This window comes from Pelagimonas varians (assembly GCF_003208435.1).
GTDB classification, from domain to species: Bacteria; Pseudomonadota; Alphaproteobacteria; order Rhodobacterales; family Rhodobacteraceae; genus Pelagimonas; species Pelagimonas varians.
Genome location: NZ_QKMF01000022.1, coordinates 1 through 21,245, shown reverse-complemented (window position 1 = coordinate 21,245; position 21,245 = coordinate 1). Strand labels below are relative to the sequence as shown.

Annotated in this window: 24 protein-coding genes and 1 tRNA gene; 23 read left to right on the top strand and 2 right to left on the bottom strand. The window is 55.0% G+C overall.

The annotated features are described in order from the left end of the window. The first annotated feature begins 6 nt into the window (after window positions 1–6). From C8N36_RS21045 to C8N36_RS21020, 6 genes are all read left to right on the top strand, one after another. Window positions 7–813, top strand: coding sequence for a cytochrome c oxidase subunit 3 (locus tag C8N36_RS21045; RefSeq protein ID WP_097806673.1), 807 nt, complete (start codon window positions 7–9; stop codon window positions 811–813). A 98-nt stretch (window positions 814–911) separates the two neighbouring features. Continuing rightward, complete coding sequence (locus C8N36_RS21040) at window positions 912–1,592, top strand: SURF1 family protein (RefSeq protein ID WP_306456929.1); 681 nt, start codon at window positions 912–914, stop codon at window positions 1,590–1,592. Then, the gene (gene thrC, locus C8N36_RS21035; protein WP_097806672.1) at window positions 1,592–2,980 is read left to right on the top strand and encodes a threonine synthase; all 1,389 of its coding nucleotides are present in this window, start codon (window positions 1,592–1,594) and stop codon (window positions 2,978–2,980) included. The genes C8N36_RS21040 and thrC overlap by 1 nt, the downstream gene beginning before the upstream one ends. Next, on the top strand, window positions 2,977–4,239 hold the full coding sequence (locus tag C8N36_RS21030) for a M16 family metallopeptidase (protein ID WP_097806671.1): 1,263 nt from the start codon (window positions 2,977–2,979) through the stop codon (window positions 4,237–4,239). The genes thrC and C8N36_RS21030 overlap by 4 nt, the downstream gene beginning before the upstream one ends. Beyond that, complete coding sequence (locus C8N36_RS21025) at window positions 4,239–4,826, top strand: GNAT family N-acetyltransferase (RefSeq protein ID WP_097806670.1); 588 nt, start codon at window positions 4,239–4,241, stop codon at window positions 4,824–4,826. The genes C8N36_RS21030 and C8N36_RS21025 overlap by 1 nt, the downstream gene beginning before the upstream one ends. A gap of 33 nt (window positions 4,827–4,859) precedes the next feature. Next, complete coding sequence (locus C8N36_RS21020) at window positions 4,860–6,272, top strand: FAD-binding oxidoreductase (RefSeq protein ID WP_097806669.1); 1,413 nt, start codon at window positions 4,860–4,862, stop codon at window positions 6,270–6,272. Here the strand turns inward: C8N36_RS21020 and C8N36_RS21015 are convergent, their stop codons facing one another. Continuing rightward, window positions 6,273–7,064 (bottom strand): lytic transglycosylase domain-containing protein, encoded by a 792-nt coding sequence (locus C8N36_RS21015; RefSeq protein ID WP_097806668.1) that lies wholly within the window; start codon window positions 7,062–7,064, stop codon window positions 6,273–6,275. It lies immediately after the preceding gene. A gap of 401 nt (window positions 7,065–7,465) precedes the next feature. Here C8N36_RS21015 and C8N36_RS21010 point away from each other — a divergent pair, with 401 nt between their 5' ends. The 17 genes from C8N36_RS21010 to C8N36_RS20930 all read left to right on the top strand — a co-directional run bounded on the left by C8N36_RS21010 (window position 7,466) and on the right by C8N36_RS20930 (window position 20,896). Beyond that, a complete protein-coding gene (locus C8N36_RS21010) occupies window positions 7,466–7,645 on the top strand; it encodes a Flp family type IVb pilin (protein ID WP_097806667.1) in 180 nt (59 codons plus the stop codon). 111 nt (window positions 7,646–7,756) lie between these two features. After that, entirely contained in the window at window positions 7,757–7,936 is a 180-nt protein-coding gene (locus tag C8N36_RS21005) for a Flp family type IVb pilin (RefSeq protein ID WP_097806666.1), read from the top strand. An 85-nt stretch (window positions 7,937–8,021) separates the two neighbouring features. Beyond that, window positions 8,022–8,201, top strand: coding sequence for a hypothetical protein (locus tag C8N36_RS21000; RefSeq protein ID WP_097807073.1), 180 nt, complete (start codon window positions 8,022–8,024; stop codon window positions 8,199–8,201). Between the two features lie 197 nt (window positions 8,202–8,398). Continuing rightward, complete coding sequence (cpaB, locus tag C8N36_RS20995) at window positions 8,399–9,256, top strand: Flp pilus assembly protein CpaB (RefSeq protein ID WP_097807074.1); 858 nt, start codon at window positions 8,399–8,401, stop codon at window positions 9,254–9,256. A gap of 217 nt (window positions 9,257–9,473) precedes the next feature. Beyond that, on the top strand, window positions 9,474–10,892 hold the full coding sequence (locus C8N36_RS20990; protein WP_097807075.1) for a type II and III secretion system protein family protein: 1,419 nt from the start codon (window positions 9,474–9,476) through the stop codon (window positions 10,890–10,892). 17 nt (window positions 10,893–10,909) lie between these two features. Next, entirely contained in the window at window positions 10,910–11,599 is a 690-nt protein-coding gene (locus tag C8N36_RS20985) for an OmpA family protein (RefSeq protein WP_097807076.1), read from the top strand. Between the two features lie 240 nt (window positions 11,600–11,839). Then, window positions 11,840–13,087: a CpaE/TadZ family protein gene (locus C8N36_RS20980; RefSeq protein WP_097807077.1), complete on the top strand. Its 1,248-nt coding sequence runs from the start codon at window positions 11,840–11,842 to the stop codon at window positions 13,085–13,087. 14 nt (window positions 13,088–13,101) lie between these two features. Beyond that, window positions 13,102–14,550 carry a TadA family conjugal transfer-associated ATPase gene (locus C8N36_RS20975; protein ID WP_097807078.1) on the top strand — a complete coding sequence of 483 codons (1,449 nt, stop codon included), beginning with the start codon at window positions 13,102–13,104 and terminating at the stop codon, window positions 14,548–14,550. A 6-nt stretch (window positions 14,551–14,556) separates the two neighbouring features. Continuing rightward, the gene (locus C8N36_RS20970) at window positions 14,557–15,522 is read left to right on the top strand and encodes a type II secretion system F family protein (RefSeq protein WP_097807079.1); all 966 of its coding nucleotides are present in this window, start codon (window positions 14,557–14,559) and stop codon (window positions 15,520–15,522) included. 12 nt (window positions 15,523–15,534) lie between these two features. Then, the gene (locus C8N36_RS20965) at window positions 15,535–16,506 is read left to right on the top strand and encodes a type II secretion system F family protein (RefSeq protein WP_097807080.1); all 972 of its coding nucleotides are present in this window, start codon (window positions 15,535–15,537) and stop codon (window positions 16,504–16,506) included. Window position 16,507: 1 nt separating this feature from the next. Beyond that, the gene (locus C8N36_RS20960; RefSeq protein WP_097807081.1) at window positions 16,508–17,086 is read left to right on the top strand and encodes a tetratricopeptide repeat protein; all 579 of its coding nucleotides are present in this window, start codon (window positions 16,508–16,510) and stop codon (window positions 17,084–17,086) included. A 15-nt stretch (window positions 17,087–17,101) separates the two neighbouring features. Continuing rightward, entirely contained in the window at window positions 17,102–17,953 is an 852-nt protein-coding gene (locus C8N36_RS20955) for a tetratricopeptide repeat protein (RefSeq protein ID WP_097807082.1), read from the top strand. Window positions 17,954–17,965: 12 nt separating this feature from the next. Continuing rightward, window positions 17,966–18,460: a prepilin peptidase gene (locus C8N36_RS20950; RefSeq protein ID WP_097807083.1), complete on the top strand. Its 495-nt coding sequence runs from the start codon at window positions 17,966–17,968 to the stop codon at window positions 18,458–18,460. A gap of 119 nt (window positions 18,461–18,579) precedes the next feature. Further along, window positions 18,580–19,893 (top strand): ATPase, encoded by a 1,314-nt coding sequence (locus tag C8N36_RS20945; RefSeq protein WP_097807084.1) that lies wholly within the window; start codon window positions 18,580–18,582, stop codon window positions 19,891–19,893. A 170-nt stretch (window positions 19,894–20,063) separates the two neighbouring features. Further along, window positions 20,064–20,140 (top strand) — tRNA-Met (locus C8N36_RS20940). Window positions 20,141–20,210: 70 nt separating this feature from the next. Next, a complete protein-coding gene (locus C8N36_RS20935) occupies window positions 20,211–20,552 on the top strand; it encodes a DUF6538 domain-containing protein (RefSeq protein WP_097807085.1) in 342 nt (113 codons plus the stop codon). Between the two features lie 44 nt (window positions 20,553–20,596). Continuing rightward, window positions 20,597–20,896, top strand: coding sequence for a transposase (locus C8N36_RS20930; RefSeq protein WP_097807086.1), 300 nt, complete (start codon window positions 20,597–20,599; stop codon window positions 20,894–20,896). Between the two features lie 151 nt (window positions 20,897–21,047). On the opposite strand, the gene C8N36_RS20925 is transcribed toward C8N36_RS20930, so the two are convergent. Further along, on the bottom strand, window positions 21,048–21,245 hold a 198-nt coding region (locus tag C8N36_RS20925), incomplete at its 5' end, for an IS3 family transposase (RefSeq protein ID WP_146227679.1).

Sequence of the window (21,245 nt, the reverse complement as noted above, 5' to 3'; positions counted from 1 at the left end):
CAGACGATGGCCCACGCCAAGAACCACGACTATCACATTCTGAACCCCTCTATCTGGCCCTTGTTGGGCTCAATATTCGGGTTTGTCATGCTATTCGGCGCCGTCATGTGGATGCATGAAAATGGCCCATGGATGTTCCTGATCGGCCTCGTTGGCGTATTATACGTCATGTTTGGCTGGTGGTCAGAAACAATTACTGAAAACCAGGTTGGCGATCACACGCCGGTGGTGCTGATTGGCCTGCGCTATGGCTTTATCTTGTTCATCATGTCCGAAATCATGTTCTTCTTCGCATGGTTCTGGAGCTTCTTTAAGCACGCCATGTACCCCATGGACCCAGGCGGCAATAGCCCTGCAATTGATGGCATTTGGCCCCCGGCTGGCATCGAAACCTTTGACCCATGGCACCTTCCGCTGATCAACACCTTGATTTTGCTATGCTCAGGCGCTGCGGCCACTTGGGCGCACCACGCGCTGGTTCACGAAGACAACCGCAAAGACATCAAGTCCGGTCTGGTAATTGCCATCGTTCTTGGCCTGATCTTCACCGTTTTCCAAGCATATGAATATAGCCACGCGGCCTTTGGCTTCTCGGGCAACATCTATGGCGCGAACTTCTACATGGCGACCGGTTTCCACGGTTTCCACGTTGTTGTCGGCACCATTTTCTTGTTCATCTGCTTGCTTCGCGTCTTGCGCGGCCACTTCACAGCCACCAACCACCTCGGGTTTGAAGCTGCGGCTTGGTACTGGCACTTTGTGGACGTGGTTTGGTTGTTCCTATTCTGCGCCGTTTACGTTTGGGGCGGCTAAGACATCCGATTGAGGTTGAAACCCAACCCATGGAATGAAAAAACAAGGCGCGCCCATTGCGGCGCGCCTTTCTCGTTGGAACCTCAGGGAATGACATTATGATGAAGCGGATCATCGCCCCCCTGCTGATTGGCCTGATCGGGGCCGCCATTTTGATCACGCTCGGGACGTGGCAGGTTCAAAGACTGGCGTGGAAATCGGCTGTCTTGGACGACATCGATCGCGTAATAGCCGGCGACACACAGCCTCTGCCCACGATGATCTCCCCATCTGAACAGCGTTACGTGCCGGTTGCTTTAGAGGGCACCGTCGAAGAAGGCACGCTGTATGTGCTGGTCTCGGTCAAGCGGCGCGGGCCCGGTTGGCGCGTGATCTCTCCTTTTTTCACAACAGACGGCCGCCGTGTCTTGCTTGATCGCGGTTTTATTCCGACCGAAGAAAAGTCCGATCCGCGCTATATCGGGCCCGCGCGGATCACCGGAAACCTGCATTGGACCGATGATCGCAACAGTTCGACCCCTGAAAATGACGTGGCGGGCAACACATGGTTCGCCCGTGACATTGCGCAGATGTCCGAACAGTTGAAGACCGAACCAATCCTTATTATCACACGCACCATGTCACCGCCGGATCCGGGGCTTTTGCCCCTGCCCGTCGACAGCTCTGGCGTGACGAATGACCACTTGCAATATGCCATCACCTGGTTCTCTCTGGCTGGCATATGGCTCCTGATGACTGGCGTCTGGATACGGCGCCTGCTGCAACAAAGGCAAACTTGATGAAATATGTCTCGACCCGTGGCAATGCGCCAGAACTCAGCTTTGCCGATGCGATGTTGACCGGCCTTGCCCGTGACGGTGGCCTGTATGTCCCAGCGCAAATCCCGACCATCTCCGCCGATGAAATTCGTGCGCTGCAAGGGCTGAGCTATGAGGAAACCGCGTTTCGCGTGATGCAGCCGTTCGTCGGTGAAAGCTTTGACGATGATGAGCTGCGCGGTTGTATTGAGCGCGCCTATGCCGGATTTGGCCACAACGCCCGCGCGCCCATGGTGCAACTGGCACCCAACCATTTCTTGCTCGAACTATTTCACGGCCCGACTTTGGCGTTCAAAGACTTTGCCATGCAGATGATCGGCCAGCTGTTTCAGGTTGAACTGACAAAGCGCCAAGAACGGGTGACCATCGTGGGTGCCACGTCGGGCGACACCGGATCTGCCGCAATCGAAGCCTTTAAGGGGCTGGATGCGGTTGATGTCTTTATCCTCTACCCACATGGCCGCGTGTCCGAAGTACAGCGCCGCCAGATGACCACCCCGCCCGAATCCAACGTGCACGCGCTGGCAATGGACGGACATTTTGACGATTGTCAGGCCCGCCTGAAGGACATGTTTAACCATTTCGAATTTCGCGATGGTGTGAAACTGGCTGGCGTGAACTCGATCAACTGGGCGCGTGTTCTAGTGCAGGTGGTGTACTATTTTACCGCCGCAGCCAGCCTTGGGGCACCTGACCGCAAGATCAGCTTTACCGTACCAACAGGCAATTTCGGCGATATTTTCGCAGGCTATATTGCCAAGCAAATGGGACTTCCTATTGATCGCTTGATTGTTGCGACCAACCAAAACGACATCTTGCATCGCTGCCTGAGCACCGGTGCCTATCAAAAAGGCGAAGTCGCGCCGTCAATCAGCCCGTCAATGGATATCCAAGTCAGTTCCAACTTTGAACGCGCCTTGTATTTTGCCTATGACCGCGACGGGACCGCAGTGGCCCAATTGATGGACGAGCTGGGCAATGGCGGCTTCGACGTCAGCCAAGGCGCGCTACAGGCACTGCGCGAACACTTTGATTCGGGCCGTGTCTCAGAAGAGGAAACACTGGAATTCATCGCCGAGGCCAACGCCACCATGGGCGAGCTGCTGTGCCCGCATTCCGCCATTGCCGCAAAGATTGGCGAAGAGACCCGCGACCCGAGCACGCCAATGATCTCGCTGGCCACGGCGCATCCGGCAAAATTCCCCGATGCCGTGGAAAAAGCCAGCGGCATTCGGCCGCCTCTTCCCAATCGCATGGCGGACCTTTATGAGCGTTCGGAACGAGTAACGCAGGTCCCCAACGACCTGACCGCACTCGAAACTCTCATTCAGGAGCGTATTGCCACGTGACCGTCCAACTCGCCACGCTATCCAATGGTTTTCGTATTGTGACCGAACACATGCCGGGGCTGCAATCTGCCGCTCTTGGCATTTGGGTCACTGCAGGCGGTCGAAATGAACGCCCCGAGCAAAACGGCGTGGCGCATTTCCTTGAACATATGGCCTTTAAAGGCACAAAGCGCCGCAGCGCGTTGCAAATCGCCGAAGAAATCGAAGATGTCGGCGGCTATATCAACGCTTACACTTCGCGCGAAGTCACCGCCTATTACGCCCGTGTTTTGGCTGCAGACACCGCATTGGCGATGGATGTGATCGCTGATATTCTGCTGAACCCCGTGTTCGATCAAAAAGAGATCGAGACAGAGCGTCATGTGATCTTGCAAGAAATCGGGCAGGCCCGCGATACCCCCGACGACGTGATCTTTGATTGGCTGCAAGAAAAAGCCTATCCCGATCAGCCGATTGGCCGCACAATTTTGGGCGAATCCGACATGGTGCGCAGCTTTGGCCGCGAAGACCTGTCGACTTTTATATCCGAACACTACGGCCCCGATCAGATGATCCTGTCCGCAGCTGGCGGTGTGGACCACGACACATTGGTGGCACAGGCAGAAACGCTGTTTGGACATATTCCGGCCCGCCAAGCCCCCGCTTTCGACAAGGCGCGGTATCTAGGCGGCGAAAGCCGCGAGCTGAAGGATCTGGAACAGGCGCACATAGCTTTGGCCTTTGAAGGGCCCGGCTATCGCGACGACAACTTTTATGCTGCACAGATCTATAGCAGCGTGCTGGGCGGCGGGATGTCTTCGCGGTTGTTTCAGGAAATCCGCGAAAAACGCGGGCTTTGTTATACGATTTTTGCCCAAAGCGGTGCTTATGCCGACACCGGCATGACGACGATCTATGCCGGCACCAGCGGCGAAGAACTTGGCGATTTGGCGATGCTCACCATAGACGAGATGAAGCGCGCAGCCGATGACATGACCCAGGCCGAGATTGACCGCGCCCGCGCACAAATGAAAGCTGGCCTTTTGATGGGGTTGGAAAGCCCGTCCAGCCGGGCTGAGCGCATGGCGCGTATGGTGCAAATTTGGGGTAATGTTCCTCCGATCAAGGACACTGTGGCGCGTATTGACGCTGTCACCTTAACCGATGTTTTAGGCTTTGCTCAGGTGCAGGTGACCAGCGCAGCACCGTCCCTTGCGCTATATGGGCCGGTGTCCAAGGCTCCGGGCTTGGCGGACATACAGGCACGCAGGGGCGCTTAATGCTTGGACTTCGGCGCAAGTTAAAGCTCGAGTCCGAGCGCCTGACACTTCGACCGCCTGTCCACGGCGACTATGCTGAATGGTCAAACCTGCGTGCGCAAAGCCGTGAATTCCTGAGCCCGTGGGAACCGAGCTGGTCTGCCGATCACCTTAGTCGCAAAGGGTTTTCAAACCGGGTTTACTGGGCCTCGCGTGCGATCTCAGGGGGCAGCGCCGTCCCGCTCTTTTTGGTCCGGCGCGATGACAACACCCTGCTTGGGGCAATCACCTTGGACAATATCCGGCGCGGCCCTGCACAGGCAGGTACGCTTGGATACTGGATCGGAGAGCCCTACGCCCGTAACGGATACATGCGCGAGGCGATTTCGGCTGTTGTGCATCACGGTTTTGAAAAGCTGGGCCTAAGTCGGGTCGAGGCCGCGTGTCTGCCTGAAAATGCGGCTTCACGCGGGTTGCTTGAGGCATCCCATTTCAAATACGAAGGCGTGGCGCAAAGCTATTTGCAGATTAACGGGCGCTGGCGCACGCATGTTCTCTATGCCGCGCTCAGAATGGACCGACGCGGCAAAAGCAACGCGGGCCTTTAGCGCTGCGCGTCTTTTCGATCAAAGGAACCTGACATGCCCCTTGCAGCAGCTGACGACACATTTGCACAAACATTGGCCCAAGCCTTAACTGATGATACGTTGCGCCGGGCCGAACCGCGATACCTCGAAGAACCCCGCGGGCAATGGCAGGGCTGTTCCACATGGGTCGCCCTACCCCGAACCGCCGAGCAAGTGTCCCAGATCATCAAGGCCTGCACTGCCGCAACGGTTGGCGTGGTCCCCTATGGGGGCGGTACCGGATTGGTTGGCGGACAGGTTGCCCCCCAAGGCCCTGCTCCGTTGCTCGTATCTTTGGAACGGATGACCAAAATCCGTGCGGTCCACCCTTTGGAAAACGTCGCCACGGTTGAGGCCGGGGCGATTCTGTCGGATGTGCAAGCCGCTGCCACACAAGCAGACCGATTGTTCCCGCTCTCTCTTGCCTCCGAAGGATCGGCCCGCATAGGCGGCTTACTGTCGACCAACGCAGGCGGAACCAACGTTCTGCGCTATGGCAATGCCCGTGATTTGGTTTTGGGGCTAGAGGCGGTTTTGCCAGACGGTTCCATCTGGCATGGCCTCAAACGCTTGCGCAAAGACAACACCGGTTATGATTTACGACATTTATTAATGGGCGCTGAAGGTACATTGGGCATAATCACCGCCGCCAGCCTGAAACTGTTCCCCCGCCCGGCAGAAACAGGCACCGCTTTACTAACCGTTGCCTCGCCGCAAGCCGCATTAACCCTTCTGGCGATGGCCCGCGACAAATTGGGAGACACTGTCACCGGGTTTGAACTGATGCACCGCACCGGTTTTGATTTTCTGACTGAATGCCTCCCCAACATCCGCCAGCCTTGGGCAACGGCCCCCGATTGGACTGTCTTGTTGGAAATCAGCCTACCCGCAGGCTTGTCACCACAAGAGGCGCTGGAAGACATTTTTGAAAAGGCATTTGCTGATGATCTGGTCAGCGACGGGCTGATTGCGCAATCCTTGGCACAGGCCCAAAGCTTTTGGGATATGCGCGAACACATCCCCGAGGCCAACCGCGCGATCGGGTCCATTTCAAGCCATGATATTTCTGTCCCGCTAAGCAGCCTGCCCGATTTTATCACCCGCGCCGGTCAGGCTCTGGCCGGAATCGGGGATTTTCGCATTAACTGTTTTGGACATTTGGGCGATGGAAATTTGCACTACAACGTTTTTCCGGCACAAGGCTGCACCCCCGCCGCATATAATGACCAACGTGATGCGATCAAAACCTGCGTGCACGACTTGGTGGATGCGCTCGACGGATCTGTCAGCGCGGAACACGGTATCGGGCGTTTCAAGGTCTCGGATCTGGAGCGTTATGGCGATCCAGCCAAGTTGGCCACCATGCGCGCGATCAAGGCAGCGCTTGATCCGGTTGGCATTATGAACCCTGGCGCTGTCTTGCGCTAATCACTGCGAAATCTGGAATACACAGCCATCAGACGCCAGCTGCGGACGTGTCAGACACAAGCCGCTGGCAACCTGAAAGGCAGCCAGAACTTTCGGGACATAATCGCGCGTCTCATTATAGGGCGGCACACCGCCGTGCTTGCCGATAGAGTTTTCACCGGCATTGTAACCAGCCAGCGTCAAAATTGGATCGCCTTCGAACTTCTCCATCAAGAAGTCGAGGAATTTAACGCCGCCTTTGATGTTATCCGCCGCGTCCAGACTATCGGAAACGCCAAATCGTTTGGCGGTATCGGGCATCAATTGCATTAACCCCTGGGCGCCGGCACCGCTGACCGCATCCGGCTTACCGCCCGATTCAACCGATATCACCGCCAAAGCCAAAGCAGGCGACACGCGGGTTCCTACAGTTTCACGCAAAATATCGCGGCCATGTATGGCGGCAATCTCTTGCATGTGTTGCAAGCGCGGCGCGGGCACCGATTGCCCCGCTGGCCCTTTGTTTAATCCGGTTAGTGCAGGCTCCAACCGGCCAGCGCCCTTGGATGCCAGATTGGGCGAGACATTCTCCCAATACCACGCATAACGCGCCTGCGGCTTGGCTTTTTCCTCTAGGGCAGTTGCCACAGCCCCCGCGACGACGGGTTCTGCTTTGAGCTTCGGGCTTGGCGGCACGGCGGGATTGGCCCGCGGAGGGACCTGAATCGTAATACGCCGTTGACCCGGTTTTGGAGGCTTCACTCTTTTGGCAGAGAAATCCGTCGCCGATTGCGCCTGCACCTGAGCCGGCATGCACAATGTGAACGCGCAAAGGGCCGCGCATATATATTTGGTTACCATTTTGACTGCTCGCACCTGCTTTGGGTGTGGTTTTTTCCAATTGTGGCACAATTGAGTGTATTTTTCTAGCTATGTCGCCAAATCGCAAACATTAAGCCATGATTAATTATCCAAAAGGATAGGAAGACCAACATAAACAATAACTCGTTAACTTTCTTTTTCTTTGAATTCATAGTGTTACAAGAATTGGGCACAATTATCTGCGAAAGCCCAAAATCACTGCATTCGGGTCAAAATCTCGCCCCAATGCGGGGGGTATAAGTGCTTCATACCGCAACGGACGGGGCAAGTGAGAGAGGCCCATCAACGTTCATGCCGGTGAAGACCTAAAACAAATTCTGGAGAGAGAACCAATGCTTAACTTGATCAAAAACTTCCGTTCCGACGAATCTGGCGCAGTTACCGTTGACTGGGTTGTTCTGACAGCCGCCGTTGTTGGCCTGGCCATCGCCGCCTACACCGCGATTGAAACAAACGCCAACACACTCGTAACCGCCGCTGGTGCAGCTGTTGCCGCAGAAAACGACTTCTAATTTGGTGGCGATCTGCTGATCGTCTAAAGATCGGCGCGCTCTATGCGGCGCGCCTCCCAATCCCAGAAGTTCCCTTATATTCGCCCCGCTGGGGCTACCGGAGAAAATCCAATGCTTAACATGATCAAAAACTTCCGTTCCGACGAATCTGGCGCAGTTACCGTTGACTGGGTTGTTCTGACAGCCGCCGTTGTTGGCCTGGCCATCGCCGCCTACACCGCGATTGAAACTAACGCCAACACTCTCGTAACCGCCGCTGGTGCAGCTGTTGCCGCAGAAAACGACTTCTAAGTCAGTCGTATAAAAGATTTGGCCCTTTTGGTAATTTTTTCCGCCAAAGGGGCCGTTTTCATATCAAAGCAGGAAAGGGCTTAAAATGCTAAAAATTATTATGGCATTCCGCAACGACCAATCCGGCGCAGTATCAGTTGATTGGGTTGTTCTAACAGCCGCAGTCGTCGGCATGTCCGCCATTTCGTTCTTCATGATTGAAGACAACTCGATGGCACTGATGAACGCAGCCGGCGGAGCGATTGCCGCAGAAAACGACTTCTAAATAATCCCATTCCCTACACACCCATACATCGACGGCTGCTCCCTTCTCTGGGGGGCAGCCTTTAATTTGGCAGCCTTGCCTGATGCAGACACGGAAGCACCTAAAACCCGGCCTGATTTGGCCACAATTATCGACAATATTTGGTATCGGATTGCACACATAGTGTTCGCGATTCCGAATAATAAATGAGGTGGAAAATGCGACTTGTATTCGGATTGGTGCTGATAGCAGGACTGGGCCTGGCCGGCTTTGCCGTCTACATGGCGCAGAACTACATCGGCGCTTATGAAAATGCTCTGCAACAGGAACGCGCCAAAACAACCGCTGCTGTTCCCACGCAGGAAATCTATGTCACGACCCGCGCCATAGCGTATGGCGAAGTCATCATGCCTGAGGACGTCCAACTGTCCGCCTGGCCCAAAGCACTGCTGCCAGAGGGACACTTCGACGAAGAGACCCCATTTAATGTTGTTGGTGAGCCCCCCCGAGTGGCGATGCGACAAATCGAGAAATTCGAAGCGCTTATGTCGCTCAAGGTGTCTGATCCCGGTGGAGATGCAGGCCTGACGTCACGCCTTGAGAGAGGGCAGCGCGCCTATGCGATCAAGGTTGATGTTGCCTCGGGCGTGTCCGGTTTCTTGCGCCCTTCCGACCGTGTGGACGTTTATTGGACTGGTCGGATTCCGGGCAACGACCCCAATTTACCCCAAGGCGATGTTACCAAACTGATCCAGACCGGTGTCCGCCTTATTGCAATTGACCAGATGTCGGAGACCGACAGCGGTTCGACCACGATTGCCCGCACTGTGACCGTCGCCGCAAGCCCACAGCAGGTTGCGTCGCTCGCTCAGGCCCAAAAAACCGGTCAATTGTCGCTGTCCTTGATGGCCAGCAATGACGATACCGTTGCCGAGGCTGTCGAGGTCGACCAGCTGTCCTTGCTGGGCCTACAAAAGACCGCGCCTGATGTTGCCCCGCGCGCACTACAGACTTGTACGCGCATTGTTCGCCGCGGCGTGGAAAAAACTGAGATCCCGATCCCCTGCACCAACTGATCACACGAACGCAGGCGATTTCAACACCTTGACGACAACGGGCACTCAAATCGAGTGTCCGTTTTTGCGCACCCAAAAGACACCATGTTGCGCTTTCTCCACATAAATATGTCACGCGAAGTCATTGATTCTTGCAAAAAATTCAAAACTGGCGCAGATTCAACCCAAATGCAGGCATCAAGACCTGCGAAAGAGGCGTGATCGAAAGGCAGGTCACATGAAAATTGACCGTTTCATAAAGGCGGCCCTTCTGGGGCTGACGTTGGCCGTTGCTCCGGTGGCGACAATTGCACAGGCGGATACCCTGCGCGTTGTTCGCAAAGGATCCGAGCAACAACTTAAGGTGCCAATGAACCGAGCTGTGGTGGTTGAAAGCGATGTTCCCTTTGCGGAACTCTCGATCGCCAATCCGCAAATTGCGGATATCTCGTCGTTGTCAGATCGCTCGATCTACGTTCTGGGCAAATCTCCAGGGGTGACGACACTGACGATTTTGGATGGCCAAGGCCAGCTGATTTCAAATGTCGACGTGGTGGTCGCAGCCGATCTTACCGAATTCAAAGAGCGGTTGCGCCAGATTTTACCGGACGAAAAAATCGAAGTTCGGTCCGCCAATGATGGCATCGTGCTTTCGGGATCGGCCACATCGACCGCCCGTATGCAGCGCGCCTTGGATCTTGCCGAACGCTATGCGCCCGACCGGGTGTCGAACCTGATGACAGTCAGCGGTGTGCAGCAAGTCATGCTAAAGGTGCGCTTTGCCGAGATGCAGCGTTCCGTAGCAAAGACCCTACGCACCTCGCTTGCCACCGGTGGATCGGTTTTGGGCGGTGATCTTGGCCTTGAACTTGGCACCGGGAACGCAGCCCCCTACGCGCATTTGGATAATGTCGCCGACAAGCTACAGCCTGAGGGTATCGATGTCGAAGGCGCTGTCATGTTCGGGTTTAACGCCGGGGGCCTAGAAATCGGGATTTTGCTTGAGGCGCTCGAATCCAAAGGGGTTGTGCGCACACTGGCCGAACCAAACCTGGTGGCCTTATCCGGTCAAGAAGCCAAATTTCTGGCCGGCGGCGAATACCCGATCCCGGTTGCGCAACAAAACGACACCATCACTATTGAATTCAAGCCTTTTGGGGTTGAGCTGAACTTTATACCCAGAGTGATCGACGGCGACCTCATCAATCTTGAGCTAGAGGCCGCGGTCTCCTCGATTGACACCGCCAATTCGATCCAACTGTCGGATATTGCGATCAACGCCTTCAAGCGTCGCGAAACCCAAACCACGGTTGAACTGCGTGACGGCGAAAGCTTTGCCATTGCCGGCCTGCTGATGGATGACTTCACCGATTTGAACGGTCAGGTTCCATGGCTCGGGGATGTCCCTGTACTTGGTGCATTGTTTCGCAGTGCGGAATACCAGCGCGAACAGTCCGAGCTTGTGATTATCGTAACACCGCACCTCGTAACGCCAACCAGAGGCGAGGCTTTGGCCCTGCCAACCGATCGGGTTGTGCCCCCTTCAGAACGGGACTTGTTCCTGCGCGGTCGCGTGGTAGGCACTCCCAAATCCAAGGCAGTTAGTGAAGTTGCAAAACAAGATTTCACCGGCTCCTACGGCTATGTGATGGATTGAGTGGAGGCTTGGGACAGATGATCAGGACGACTTTAACCGGCATCACCATCAGCCTTGCTTTGGCAGGTTGCGGCACCAGCCCTGTCGGGGATCCAGTAGACAATGCATTCGGCCGGGAAGCCGGCGCGTTGATTGACACCGGGAATTTTGGCAACGCCACGATGAACAACACCCAGTTGATGACCGGCGAAAAGCAATATGTATATGACCTGTCGCAGCGATTTGCGTCTGAAGTGTTAACCACAGTCAATTTTGCCTTCAACAGCGCGCATTTGGACCCCGGTGCTGCCGAAACACTGCGCGCGCAAGCGCATTGGATTCGGCAATTTCCCGAAGTCCGGTTTCGCGTCTATGGGCACACCGACAAGGTAGGCAACGCAAGCTACAACAAAAGCCTCGGATTGCGGCGCGCCAAAACCGCTGTGAATTACCTTGTGTCTCAAGGGATTGACCGCAGCCGGCTTGAGGCCATGGTCAGCTATGGCGAAACCCAGCCTTTGGTTGTGACAGAAGGCCAGGAGCGCCGCAACCGTCGTACCGTGACCGAAGTATCCGGCTTTTACGAACGCCATCCGACTGTGATGGATGGCAAATATGCCGAAGTCGTTTACCGAGAATATGTCCGCAGCGGTGAGCCTACGACGGGTCTGAACGGCATCAGCGGCAGTGATTTTGGTGTCGAAAGCGGGCTCGGCGGCGGAGAATAACCGTCCTGAACACCCACAAAACCCTTAGGCACCCTTCGCGGGTGCCTTTTCTTTTGACCGTCCAGAAATACCGCACAATTTCGGCTTTTTGGCCCCAATGTTGCCGCCTTTGCCAGTCAGTTTCAGCTTCGAAGGATTAGGGCACCGCATTGAGTCGGTGCCACGGGTCCGAAAATGGGTGGCTTAGACCGGCAATCTTACCCCCGTTTTCGAATGCACCCGCAAAAGAGGACTGAGGCAATGACGAGCACGACCGCGACCCCCGCCGACCCATCGCCCATTGTGGCCTGTACGATCAGCCGCGATGTGCAAAACTTCGATCTTTTGATCGAAGACATGGAAACCATCCTTGGTGAGGACTGGGGGGATCTGGGCTTTGAAGAAGCGCTGGCTTTTTTGGGGCAAAAAGACGCTGCGGGGCTGGAATTTGTGGCCATGGCGATTGACGCCATCGATGAACCCGACATTTCTTTACTATCCGGCATCATCAGCGGAGCCAAAGAGCGCGGTATCAAAGTCGTCTTGATTGCCGAAGACGTCACGCCTGCCTCGTTGCATCAACTCTTGCGCCAAGGTGCGGATGAATTTGTTCCGTATCCATTACCTGAAGGGGAATTGGCCGCCGCTGTCCAGCGTCTGCGCACCCCCCCTGCCCCCGCAGTCGAGGTGCCCACCGAAGGTAAAACCGCAGGCGTTAAGCTGAGCGGTGGCGGTGACGGTGTATTGATCGCAGTGCAAGGGATTGCAGGCGGCGTCGGAGCCACAACAATGGCGGTGAACCTCGCGTATGAGCTGAGCGAATGCCGTAAAGAAAAACAGCCGAAAGTCTGCTTGATCGATTTGGGTCTGCAGTTCGGATCGGTCGCAACTTATCTGGACTTGCCGCGCCGCGAATCTGTGCTGGAATTGCTGTCTGATATCGAAAGCATGGACGGCGACAGCTTTGGTCAGGCGCTTGTCAGCTTTGAGGACAAAATGCAGGTCTTTACCTCGCCCTCGGATGTTTTGCCGCTGGATATGATCGGCCCCGCCGACGTGCAGCGCATCTTGGATGTCGCACGCGACCACTTTGACTATGTGATCGTGGACATGCCCGGCACCATCGTGCAATGGACCGAAACCGTCCTGAACGAAGCACAGGTTTATTTCGCCGTTGTCGGGTTGGACATGCGGTCAGCGCAAAACACCATCCGTCTGAAACGTGCCCTTCAATCCGAAGACCTGCCGTTTGAGAAACTCCGGTTCGTTCTGAACAACGCCCCGAAATTCACCGATTTGCAGGGCAAAGGCCGCGTGAAACGCATGGCTGATGGCCTTGGGATCACTTTGGAACTGCAATTGCCCGATGGCGGAAAGCCGGTGGCGCAAGCCTGCGATCACGGTCTGCCACTTGCACACCATGTGCCAAAAAACCCGCTCCGCAAAGAACTCGTCAAATTGGCCCTGCAGCTAGATGCTGTTGGCAATTCTGACGCTGAAGCCGCCTGATACGAGGAAAATCAATGTTTTCGCGCTACAAGAAAAACCAAGTGTCCGAGGCTGCTCCGGTACAAACCAAAGCTCCTGCTAAGGCAACTGCGGCACCAAATGCCGTTGCAGGCAAAGCTGAGCAACCCGGCCGCCAAGCCGTGCCAAAGCGCGCCGCGCAGGCCGCACCGGTTGACAAAGAGAAAAAACGCAAAGAGCGTTTGGGTGAAATCAAGCTGGAGATGCACCGCGCCTTGCTGGAAAATCTCAACCTTGCGGCGCTGGACGGCGCAACCGAGGCAGAGCTGCGCGAAGAAATCAACGAAATCACCACCGAGGTGCTCCAGGAAAAAGGCATTGTGCTAAACCGTGATGAACGGCGCACCATGATCGCCGACCTCTATGACGAAGTGAAGGGTCTTGGCCCGCTTGAGCCATTGCTCAAGGACGAAAGCATTTCGGATATTCTGGTTAACGGTCCGCAGCAAATCTTTATCGAACAAAACGGTAAACTCAGCCTGTCGGATGTCACGTTCAAGGATGAAAAGCACCTGATGCGGATCATCGACAAAATCGTGTCCGCCGTTGGCCGCCGCGTCGATGAAAGCAACCCGTATGTTGACGCGCGTTTGCAAGACGGATCGCGATTTAACGCTATGGTGCCGCCGGTCGCGATTGACGGTTCACTTGTATCCATTCGTAAGTTCAAAAAAGACAAGCTGGGCATCGACGATCTGGTTGATTTCGGAGCCTTTACCGAAGAGATGGCCGTGTATCTACAGGCCGCCGTCGCGACCCGTTTGAACATCATCGTTTCAGGCGGTACCGGCTCGGGTAAAACCACCACGCTAAACGCGCTTTCCTCGTTTATTGACAACGCCGAACGTATTTTGACGATTGAAGACACCGCGGAACTGCAACTCCAACAGTCTCACGTTGGCCGGATGGAAAGCCGTCCGCCAAACGTTGAAGGCAAAGGGGCCGTAACCCCGCGCGATTGTTTGAAAAACGCCCTGCGGATGCGACCGGACCGGATTATCGTTGGCGAAACCCGTGGTGAAGAAGTCATCGACATGTTGCAGGCCATGAACACTGGCCACGACGGATCAATGACCACAATTCACGCCAACAGCGCCCGTGACGGCGTTGCCCGCTTGGAAAACATGATTGCCATGGCCGGGATCGAAATGCCGCTCAAAGCGATGCGCGCGCAGATTTCTTCGGCTGTAAACCTGATCGTTCAGGCCTCCCGTCTCCAGGACGGCTCGCGCCGGATGACCTCGATCACCGAGATCACCGGGATGGAAGGCGATGTGATTTCGATGCAAGAAATCTTTCGCTTTCAGCGCGTTGGCCTGACCCCTGACAATAAGATCCTTGGCCACTTTACAGCCACCGGCGTTCGGTCAGCGTTTTCGGAACGCTTCCGGATGTGGGGCTTTGATGTGCCCTCCTCGATCTATGAACCCTTCCGTGAGGAGTAAAAGCCGATGTTGAGCGCAGAACCAATTATCTATGGCATGATCTTTATTGGCGTGCTGGTCATGGTCAACGGGGTCTATCTGGTCGCGTTTGGCAAGTCGATCAGCCTGTCCAACAAGGTCAACCGCCGTCTTGAAATGCTCGACAAGGGCGAGCGCCGCGAAGATGTTCTGGCAAAACTCCGCAAGGAGATGGACCAGCACATGCAATCGCGCTCGCTGCCGCTGTATTCACTTTTGGCCGACAAGGCACAAAAAGCATCAATCGCCTTTACCCCGCAGCAGTTGATTATGGTCATGGGTGTGGCCGGCGTCGGGGCATTTTTGGGACTGACCATCGGCACCGAAGCCTCGTTGCCCATTCGCGTTGTGATGGGGGCCGTGATGGGCGTTGGCGGCGTCTATATGTGGGTCAGCCACAAAGCCAACAAACGCCTGAGCATGATCGAAGAACAATTGCCTGATGCTGTAGAATTGATGGTTCGAAGCCTGCGCGTAGGCCACCCTTTTAGCTCTGCGATCACAATTGTTTCGAAGGAAATCAAAGACCCGCTTGCCACCGAGTTCGGTGTCATCGCCGACGAAGCCACCTATGGCCGCGATGTTGGTGAGGCGCTCAAGCACATGGCCGAACGACTTGATATGCAAGATTTGCGCTTTCTTGCGGTGGCCGTGGCCATTCAACAGCAAGCCGGTGGTAATTTGGCCGAAATCCTTGAAGGCCTGGCCAAAGTTATCCGTGCCCGTTTTCGTTTGTTCCGCCGTGTCAAAGCGATCACTGCCGAAGCACAATGGTCAGGCAAGTTTCTGTCCAGTTTCCCGCTTGGTGCCTTGATCTTTATCCAGGTTGCAAAGCCTGACTACTATGACGAAGTGCTGGACCACGAATGGTTCATTCCTGCCTGCTTTATCGTGGGTATCATGCTGACGCTGAACATTTTTGTGATGCGCGCACTTGTGAACATCAAGGTCTAAGGGAGCCATATTATGTTTGAAAAAATCAACACAATGATCACGGATCTGCTTGGCCCTGCTGGCCCGCTGATACTGGTTGCCGGATTGGCTTTCATCCTTATCCTCGCCACCATTCCACTTTTGCTCAGTCAAAAACCCGACCCGATGGACAAATTGAAAAAGTCCAATCGCGAACGGATGGACGCCGAAAAACGCGAAGTTCTGCGTGACAAGAAAAAGAACGACAAGCTGAACAAATATTCTCAGTTTCTGGAACCGCAGGATGAAAAAGAACTCTCCGATATTCGGATGAAGATGCTCCAGGCGGGCTATCGGTCCAAAGATTCGGTCCAGATCTACTTCTTTGCCCAGATGGTTTTGGGCTTGGGGTTTCTGGCGGCAGGTGTGGTCTATTTCTTGCTCTTCGTGAATGGTCCAGACGCAACGATGCAGCAAAAGATTATGTATATTCTTGGCCCCGGCGCAGCAGGCTACCTGTTCCCGAAATGGTGGATCTCCAAGCGGGTTGAAAAGCGCCATGAAGAAATTCAGGGCGGGTTTCCGGACGCGCTCGACATGATGCTGGTCTGCGTTGAAGCCGGTCAGTCAATGGATCAGTCGATCATCCGGATTGCTCGGGAGCTAAAACCTTCCTTCCCGTCTTTGGCCGAAGAATTTGAAATCATCAGCCATGAAATGAAAGCCGGTAAAGACAAATCCCAAGTTCTGAACGATATGTCAGAGCGTTGCGGCGTTCAGGATGTCAGTTCCTTTGTGACCGTTTTAAATCAAGCGCAAACGTTTGGCACCTCGATCGCCGACGCTCTACGGGTTTATGCCAACGAAATGCGTGACAAAAGGGTCATGCGCGCTGAAGAAAAAGCAAACCAACTGCCGACAAAGATGACGCTTACAACTATGATGCTGACAGTGCCGCCGTTGTTGATCATTCTGGTTGGACCCTCTGCGGTTGGCATCACACAGATGGGCAGCATCGGACAATAATATGAGACGGGCACCTCTTGGCACCGCCATCCTTCTTAGCCTTTTGGCCGCCTGTGATCCGGGCGGCCAAGACGTGCCTGACGCCACTCCATTTGCACCAACCTTGGATCCAAAAGGCGAAGCCGTTGACGGTTTGATCGTAGGTCACCGATTGATGGACGCCAACCAACCTGAATTGGCGTTGGATGCCTTTACCCGCGCCGCCGGAGAACAGGGGTTGACCGGCGAAGTCTTGTTCGCCCTTGGATCGGCCAATATGGCGCTTGGACGCCTTGGACAGGCTGAACCCCTTTTGCGCCGCGCCATCATAGACGAACCCGACTGGCCCGAAGCATGGAACAATCTGGGTGTTTTACTGATAGAAAAGGGTGAAACAGCAGAAGCTGTTGAAATATTGCGTCGCGCATATGCCATGGACAATGGCGAAAGTGACGCAATCCGCGACAATTTGCGCTTGGCGCTCGCAAAACAAGAAAATTCTGTTTATGGTGAGGGCGTAGATCAAGACTACATTTTGGTGCGACGAGGCAGCGGGCAATATACGATCCGCAGCGCGCCAATAGATGAGGCAGAGCAGTAAAAGGACGCAGGCACAATGCGCCACATTACATATCTATGTTTGGCCGCGGCAGGCATTGCCGCGCTGTCAGGCTGTGAAAAAGACATCGACGTCGCAGAAATGGAACGCAAGTTTCAAGGCGTAAACGTGGTCGATGAATCCGACCTCAACGATGTTATGTTAACTGTGGGCGATCCCAATGAATCGGTCGCATACTTTCAGCGCGCATCGGCATCCGACCCCAGTCGCATCGATTTGACGCGTGGTTTGGCCCTGTCTTTGGTCCGCGCCAAACGCGTCTCCGAAGGGTCTGTGGCTTGGGCAAAAGTCGTCGCCCACCCTGACAGCACCAGCGAAGACCGGGTGAATTTGGCCGATGCGTTGATCCGGTCAAATGACTGGGCCAAGGCAGAAAGCGTTTTGAATGCTGTTCCGCCGACCTATGAAACCTTTAAGCGCTACCGCCTAGAAGCAATGATTGCCGACGGGAACGAAGATTGGAATAAAGCCGACAGTTTCTACGAGATTGCAGTCGGCCTGACCACCAAACCGGCATCAGTTCTGAACAACTGGGGCTATTCCAAATTGACCCGTGGCGACTATTCCGAAGCCGAACGCTTGTTCTCGGACGCTATTCGCCAAGACACCACGCTATTCACCGCCAAAAACAACCTTGTTTTGGCGCGCGGAGCGCAGGGCAACTACACCCTGCCGGTTGTCCCGATGACCCAAATCGAACGGGCCGAACTTTTGCACTCAATGGGATTGGCCGCAATCAAGCGCGGCGACGTCGAATTGGGCAAAGGCTTGCTTCGTGAAGCCGTGGACACGCATCCGCGCCACTTTGATGCCGCCAGCCGCGCCCTAGATGCGCTCGAAGACGCTTAAGGGGGCAATCCCATGTCAATGACCGCCTATACAGCCCTTTGGTTTGCCCCATTTGTGCTGCCGATTTGCTTGTACATAATGTACACGGACATGAAGGGGATGAAGATCCCCAACCATGCCGTGATGGCATTGTTTGGTGTCTTTGTTGTTGTGGGCTTCATCACACTGCCGTTGGATGCCTACCTTTGGCGCTATGTGCATTTGATCGTGGTCTTGATCGCAGGAATTGCACTGAATGCTGGCGGAGCCTTAGGGGCAGGTGACGCCAAATTCGCCGCCGCAGCTGCCCCCATTATTCACCTTGGCGACTTGCGGTTTGTCATGGCGTTGTTTGCCGCCAACCTTTTGGCAGCGTTTGTAACCCACCGTTTGGCAAAATCCACTGCCCTGCGCCGTATGGCCCCCGAATGGAAAAGCTGGAGTTCGGGTGCGAAATTCCCAATGGGCATGGCTCTTGGCGGCACGCTTGCTCTCTATCTCGTTTTGGCGGCTCTCTACGGTCGCTAATCTGGTAAGCGGGGTACACGTGCCCCGCAACTTCCCCTGCGAAGCCCATTTTGCGCCACAAATCCCCTGCATATTACTTGTCAAAGATCCCACAACCCCCAAGTGGCAGGACGCGAGCAATGAACATGCAGACCGGCGCAGTGATGGCGCCCCCTTCCCCCAAGACTTTGGATGACGTCGGGCTGACCGTCGTCATGATGCGGGACATTCTGCTGAAAACGCAGTTTCGCAAGAACATCAACAAAGTCACTGAGTTGGCAAAGTCGATTGCCCTGCCCGTCCCGATCACCCAAGAGCTGATCGATATGGCCCGAGCCCAAGGTCTGCTGGAAGCTATGGGCACTCTTGGGGCTGCCGGAGAAGTCAGCAGCGAAATGCCTTATCAACTGACCGATAGCGGCAAGGCGCGGGCGCTGGATGCTTTGGCGCAATCGGAATATTTTGGACCGATGCCCATTCCGCTCGAAAGTTATCGTGAACAGATGCAGCGTCAATCAATCCGCAACATCCAAATCACCCGCGAACAACTGACCGGTGCCATGGGGCATCTGATTTTGCCAGACAGTTTGATTGGCAACCTCGGTCCGGCCGTTGGGTCTGGTCGCTCGATCTTGATGTATGGCCCGCCCGGCAACGGGAAATCGTCGATCTCGAACGGGATTCGGGACGCGATGGGCGACAAAATCTATGTGCCGCGCGCGATCGAATACTCCGGGCAGGTCATCACGGTTTACGATCCGATTGTGCATTCCAAAGCAACCGAGGATGAAGAGAACCCGAACCAGCTTCGCCGGCGCGCGCAGTTTGACCGCCGCTATGTCTACTGTCAGCGCCCCACAGTTATCACGGGCGGCGAGCTGTCGCTTGATATGCTGGACCTTGTCTACAACCCGACAGCCCGGACCTATCAGGCCCCTTTGCAGCTAAAATCGTCCGGCGGCATTTTTATCGTCGACGACCTCGGACGTCAGGCAGAACCGCCGCAAAAACTGGTGAACCGCTGGATTGTGCCTCTTGAGGAAAGCAAAGATATTCTGGCCCTGCAATCGGGCGAGAAATTCGAAGTGCCCTTTGACACTTTGGTGATTTTCTCAACCAACTTCCACCCGAACGAAATTTTTGACCAAGCGGCTCTGCGGCGGATCTTTTTCAAAATCAAAATCGACGGCCCCAGTCAGGAAAACTTCCTGAAAATCTTTGCACTGGTCGCCCGCAAGAAAAAGCTCCAGTTGGATCAAGCCAGCCTCGTGCATCTGCTCAAAACCAAATACCCAACGATCAATAATGTTTACGCGAACTATCAGCCAGTCTTCTTGATTGATCAGATGATTGCTGTTTGTGACTTTGAAGGCCTTCCCTACAAGATGACACCTGAATTGGTGGATCGCGCTTGGGCCAACATGTTCGTTACCGACGAAACAATCGTCAGATAACATCTCTCGTTGATCGATTTAGCCTCCGTTTGCACCTGACATGCAACCGGGGGTTTTCAATTTGAAGCCGAAGAGAAGCAAAGGTTTGGCGGGCACCAATTTTAGCAGATATTTTTGGTGAAATTGGCTTGACCCCGTCCGTGGCCTGCCTTAATCACCGCGCACGGTAAGGCGCGGTAGCTCAGTTGGTTAGAGCGATCGACTCATAATCGATAGGTCGGGAGTTCAAGTCTCCCCCACGCCACCACCATTTCCTCATACAGCCTTGATATATCATAGATAACCCTGCAACTTGGGTACAATCAGGGCGATGACAAATGTCGAACGATCTCATCCGCGTGGGCCGGGCTTGGTCAGTAAAAGTCGGAATCCCTGCGTACGTTCAGCATATCTTTGGGAAGCGAGCCTTCAAGCAAACCCTCCAAACGGCAGACAAGGCATTGGCCATCACCCGCTCAGCACCGCTCATTGCCAAGTTCAAGGATGAGATTGCCCTAGCTAGAGGGAACCCTACCCAATATCTGGACAGTAACCTCAAGGAAACACAGGAATACTTGCGGTCAGCTCGAAGAAATAAAGACACCGATCCTGAAGCAATCTGTGGTGTAGAGGAAGAGGCACTATCGAAACTGAGCTACCCCCCGAAATTCGGACACTGACGTAAGCTGCGATTTTTAGTCTGCTGATCTTCAATACGAAGGAGATGAGATATGTCGAAACGGAAAAACATCACCCTGAGTTTAAGGCCAAGGTCGCATTGGAAGCGCTGAAGGGCGGGGAGCCGGCCAGCGAACTGGCCAGTTGGTTTGGCGTGCACCCGACGATGATCCATCAGTGGAAGCGGGCTCTGCTTGAGGGCGCGTCAGGCGTGTTTGAGCGTGGCGGCCGGAAGGCACCGGAGGTTGATGAAGAGCAGGTCAAAGACCGCCATGCCAAGATCGGGGAGTTGGCCGTCGCCAACGATTTTTTGGCCAGAAAGCTCAAGCCCTGGACCGGCAAGTGAGGCGCAAGATGATTGAACCGAACCTGCCAGGCCTGTCGGTTGGCAAGCAATGTGCCTTGTTGTCGATCTCAAGGTCCCCGTTTTACTTTGAGCCGAAGGGCGAGAGTGAGGCGTGGACCTGTCCCGCTTTTGTGGCGCTCCTTGTGCTCGTTCACGCCGCTTTGCTTTCGAAAGCGACAGGGCTTTTCCAGCCCGGTGCTGAGTGGCGGCGACGTGGGTTATAGAATCCGTTGCTGTATTCGAAGATGGCCATCTCAGCTTTGCGCCTTGTCTCCCGAGGATGCCGCCATGTCAGCTCAGCCTTGATGGTTTTGAAGAACGTCTCGACGGCGGCATTGTCGTAACAATT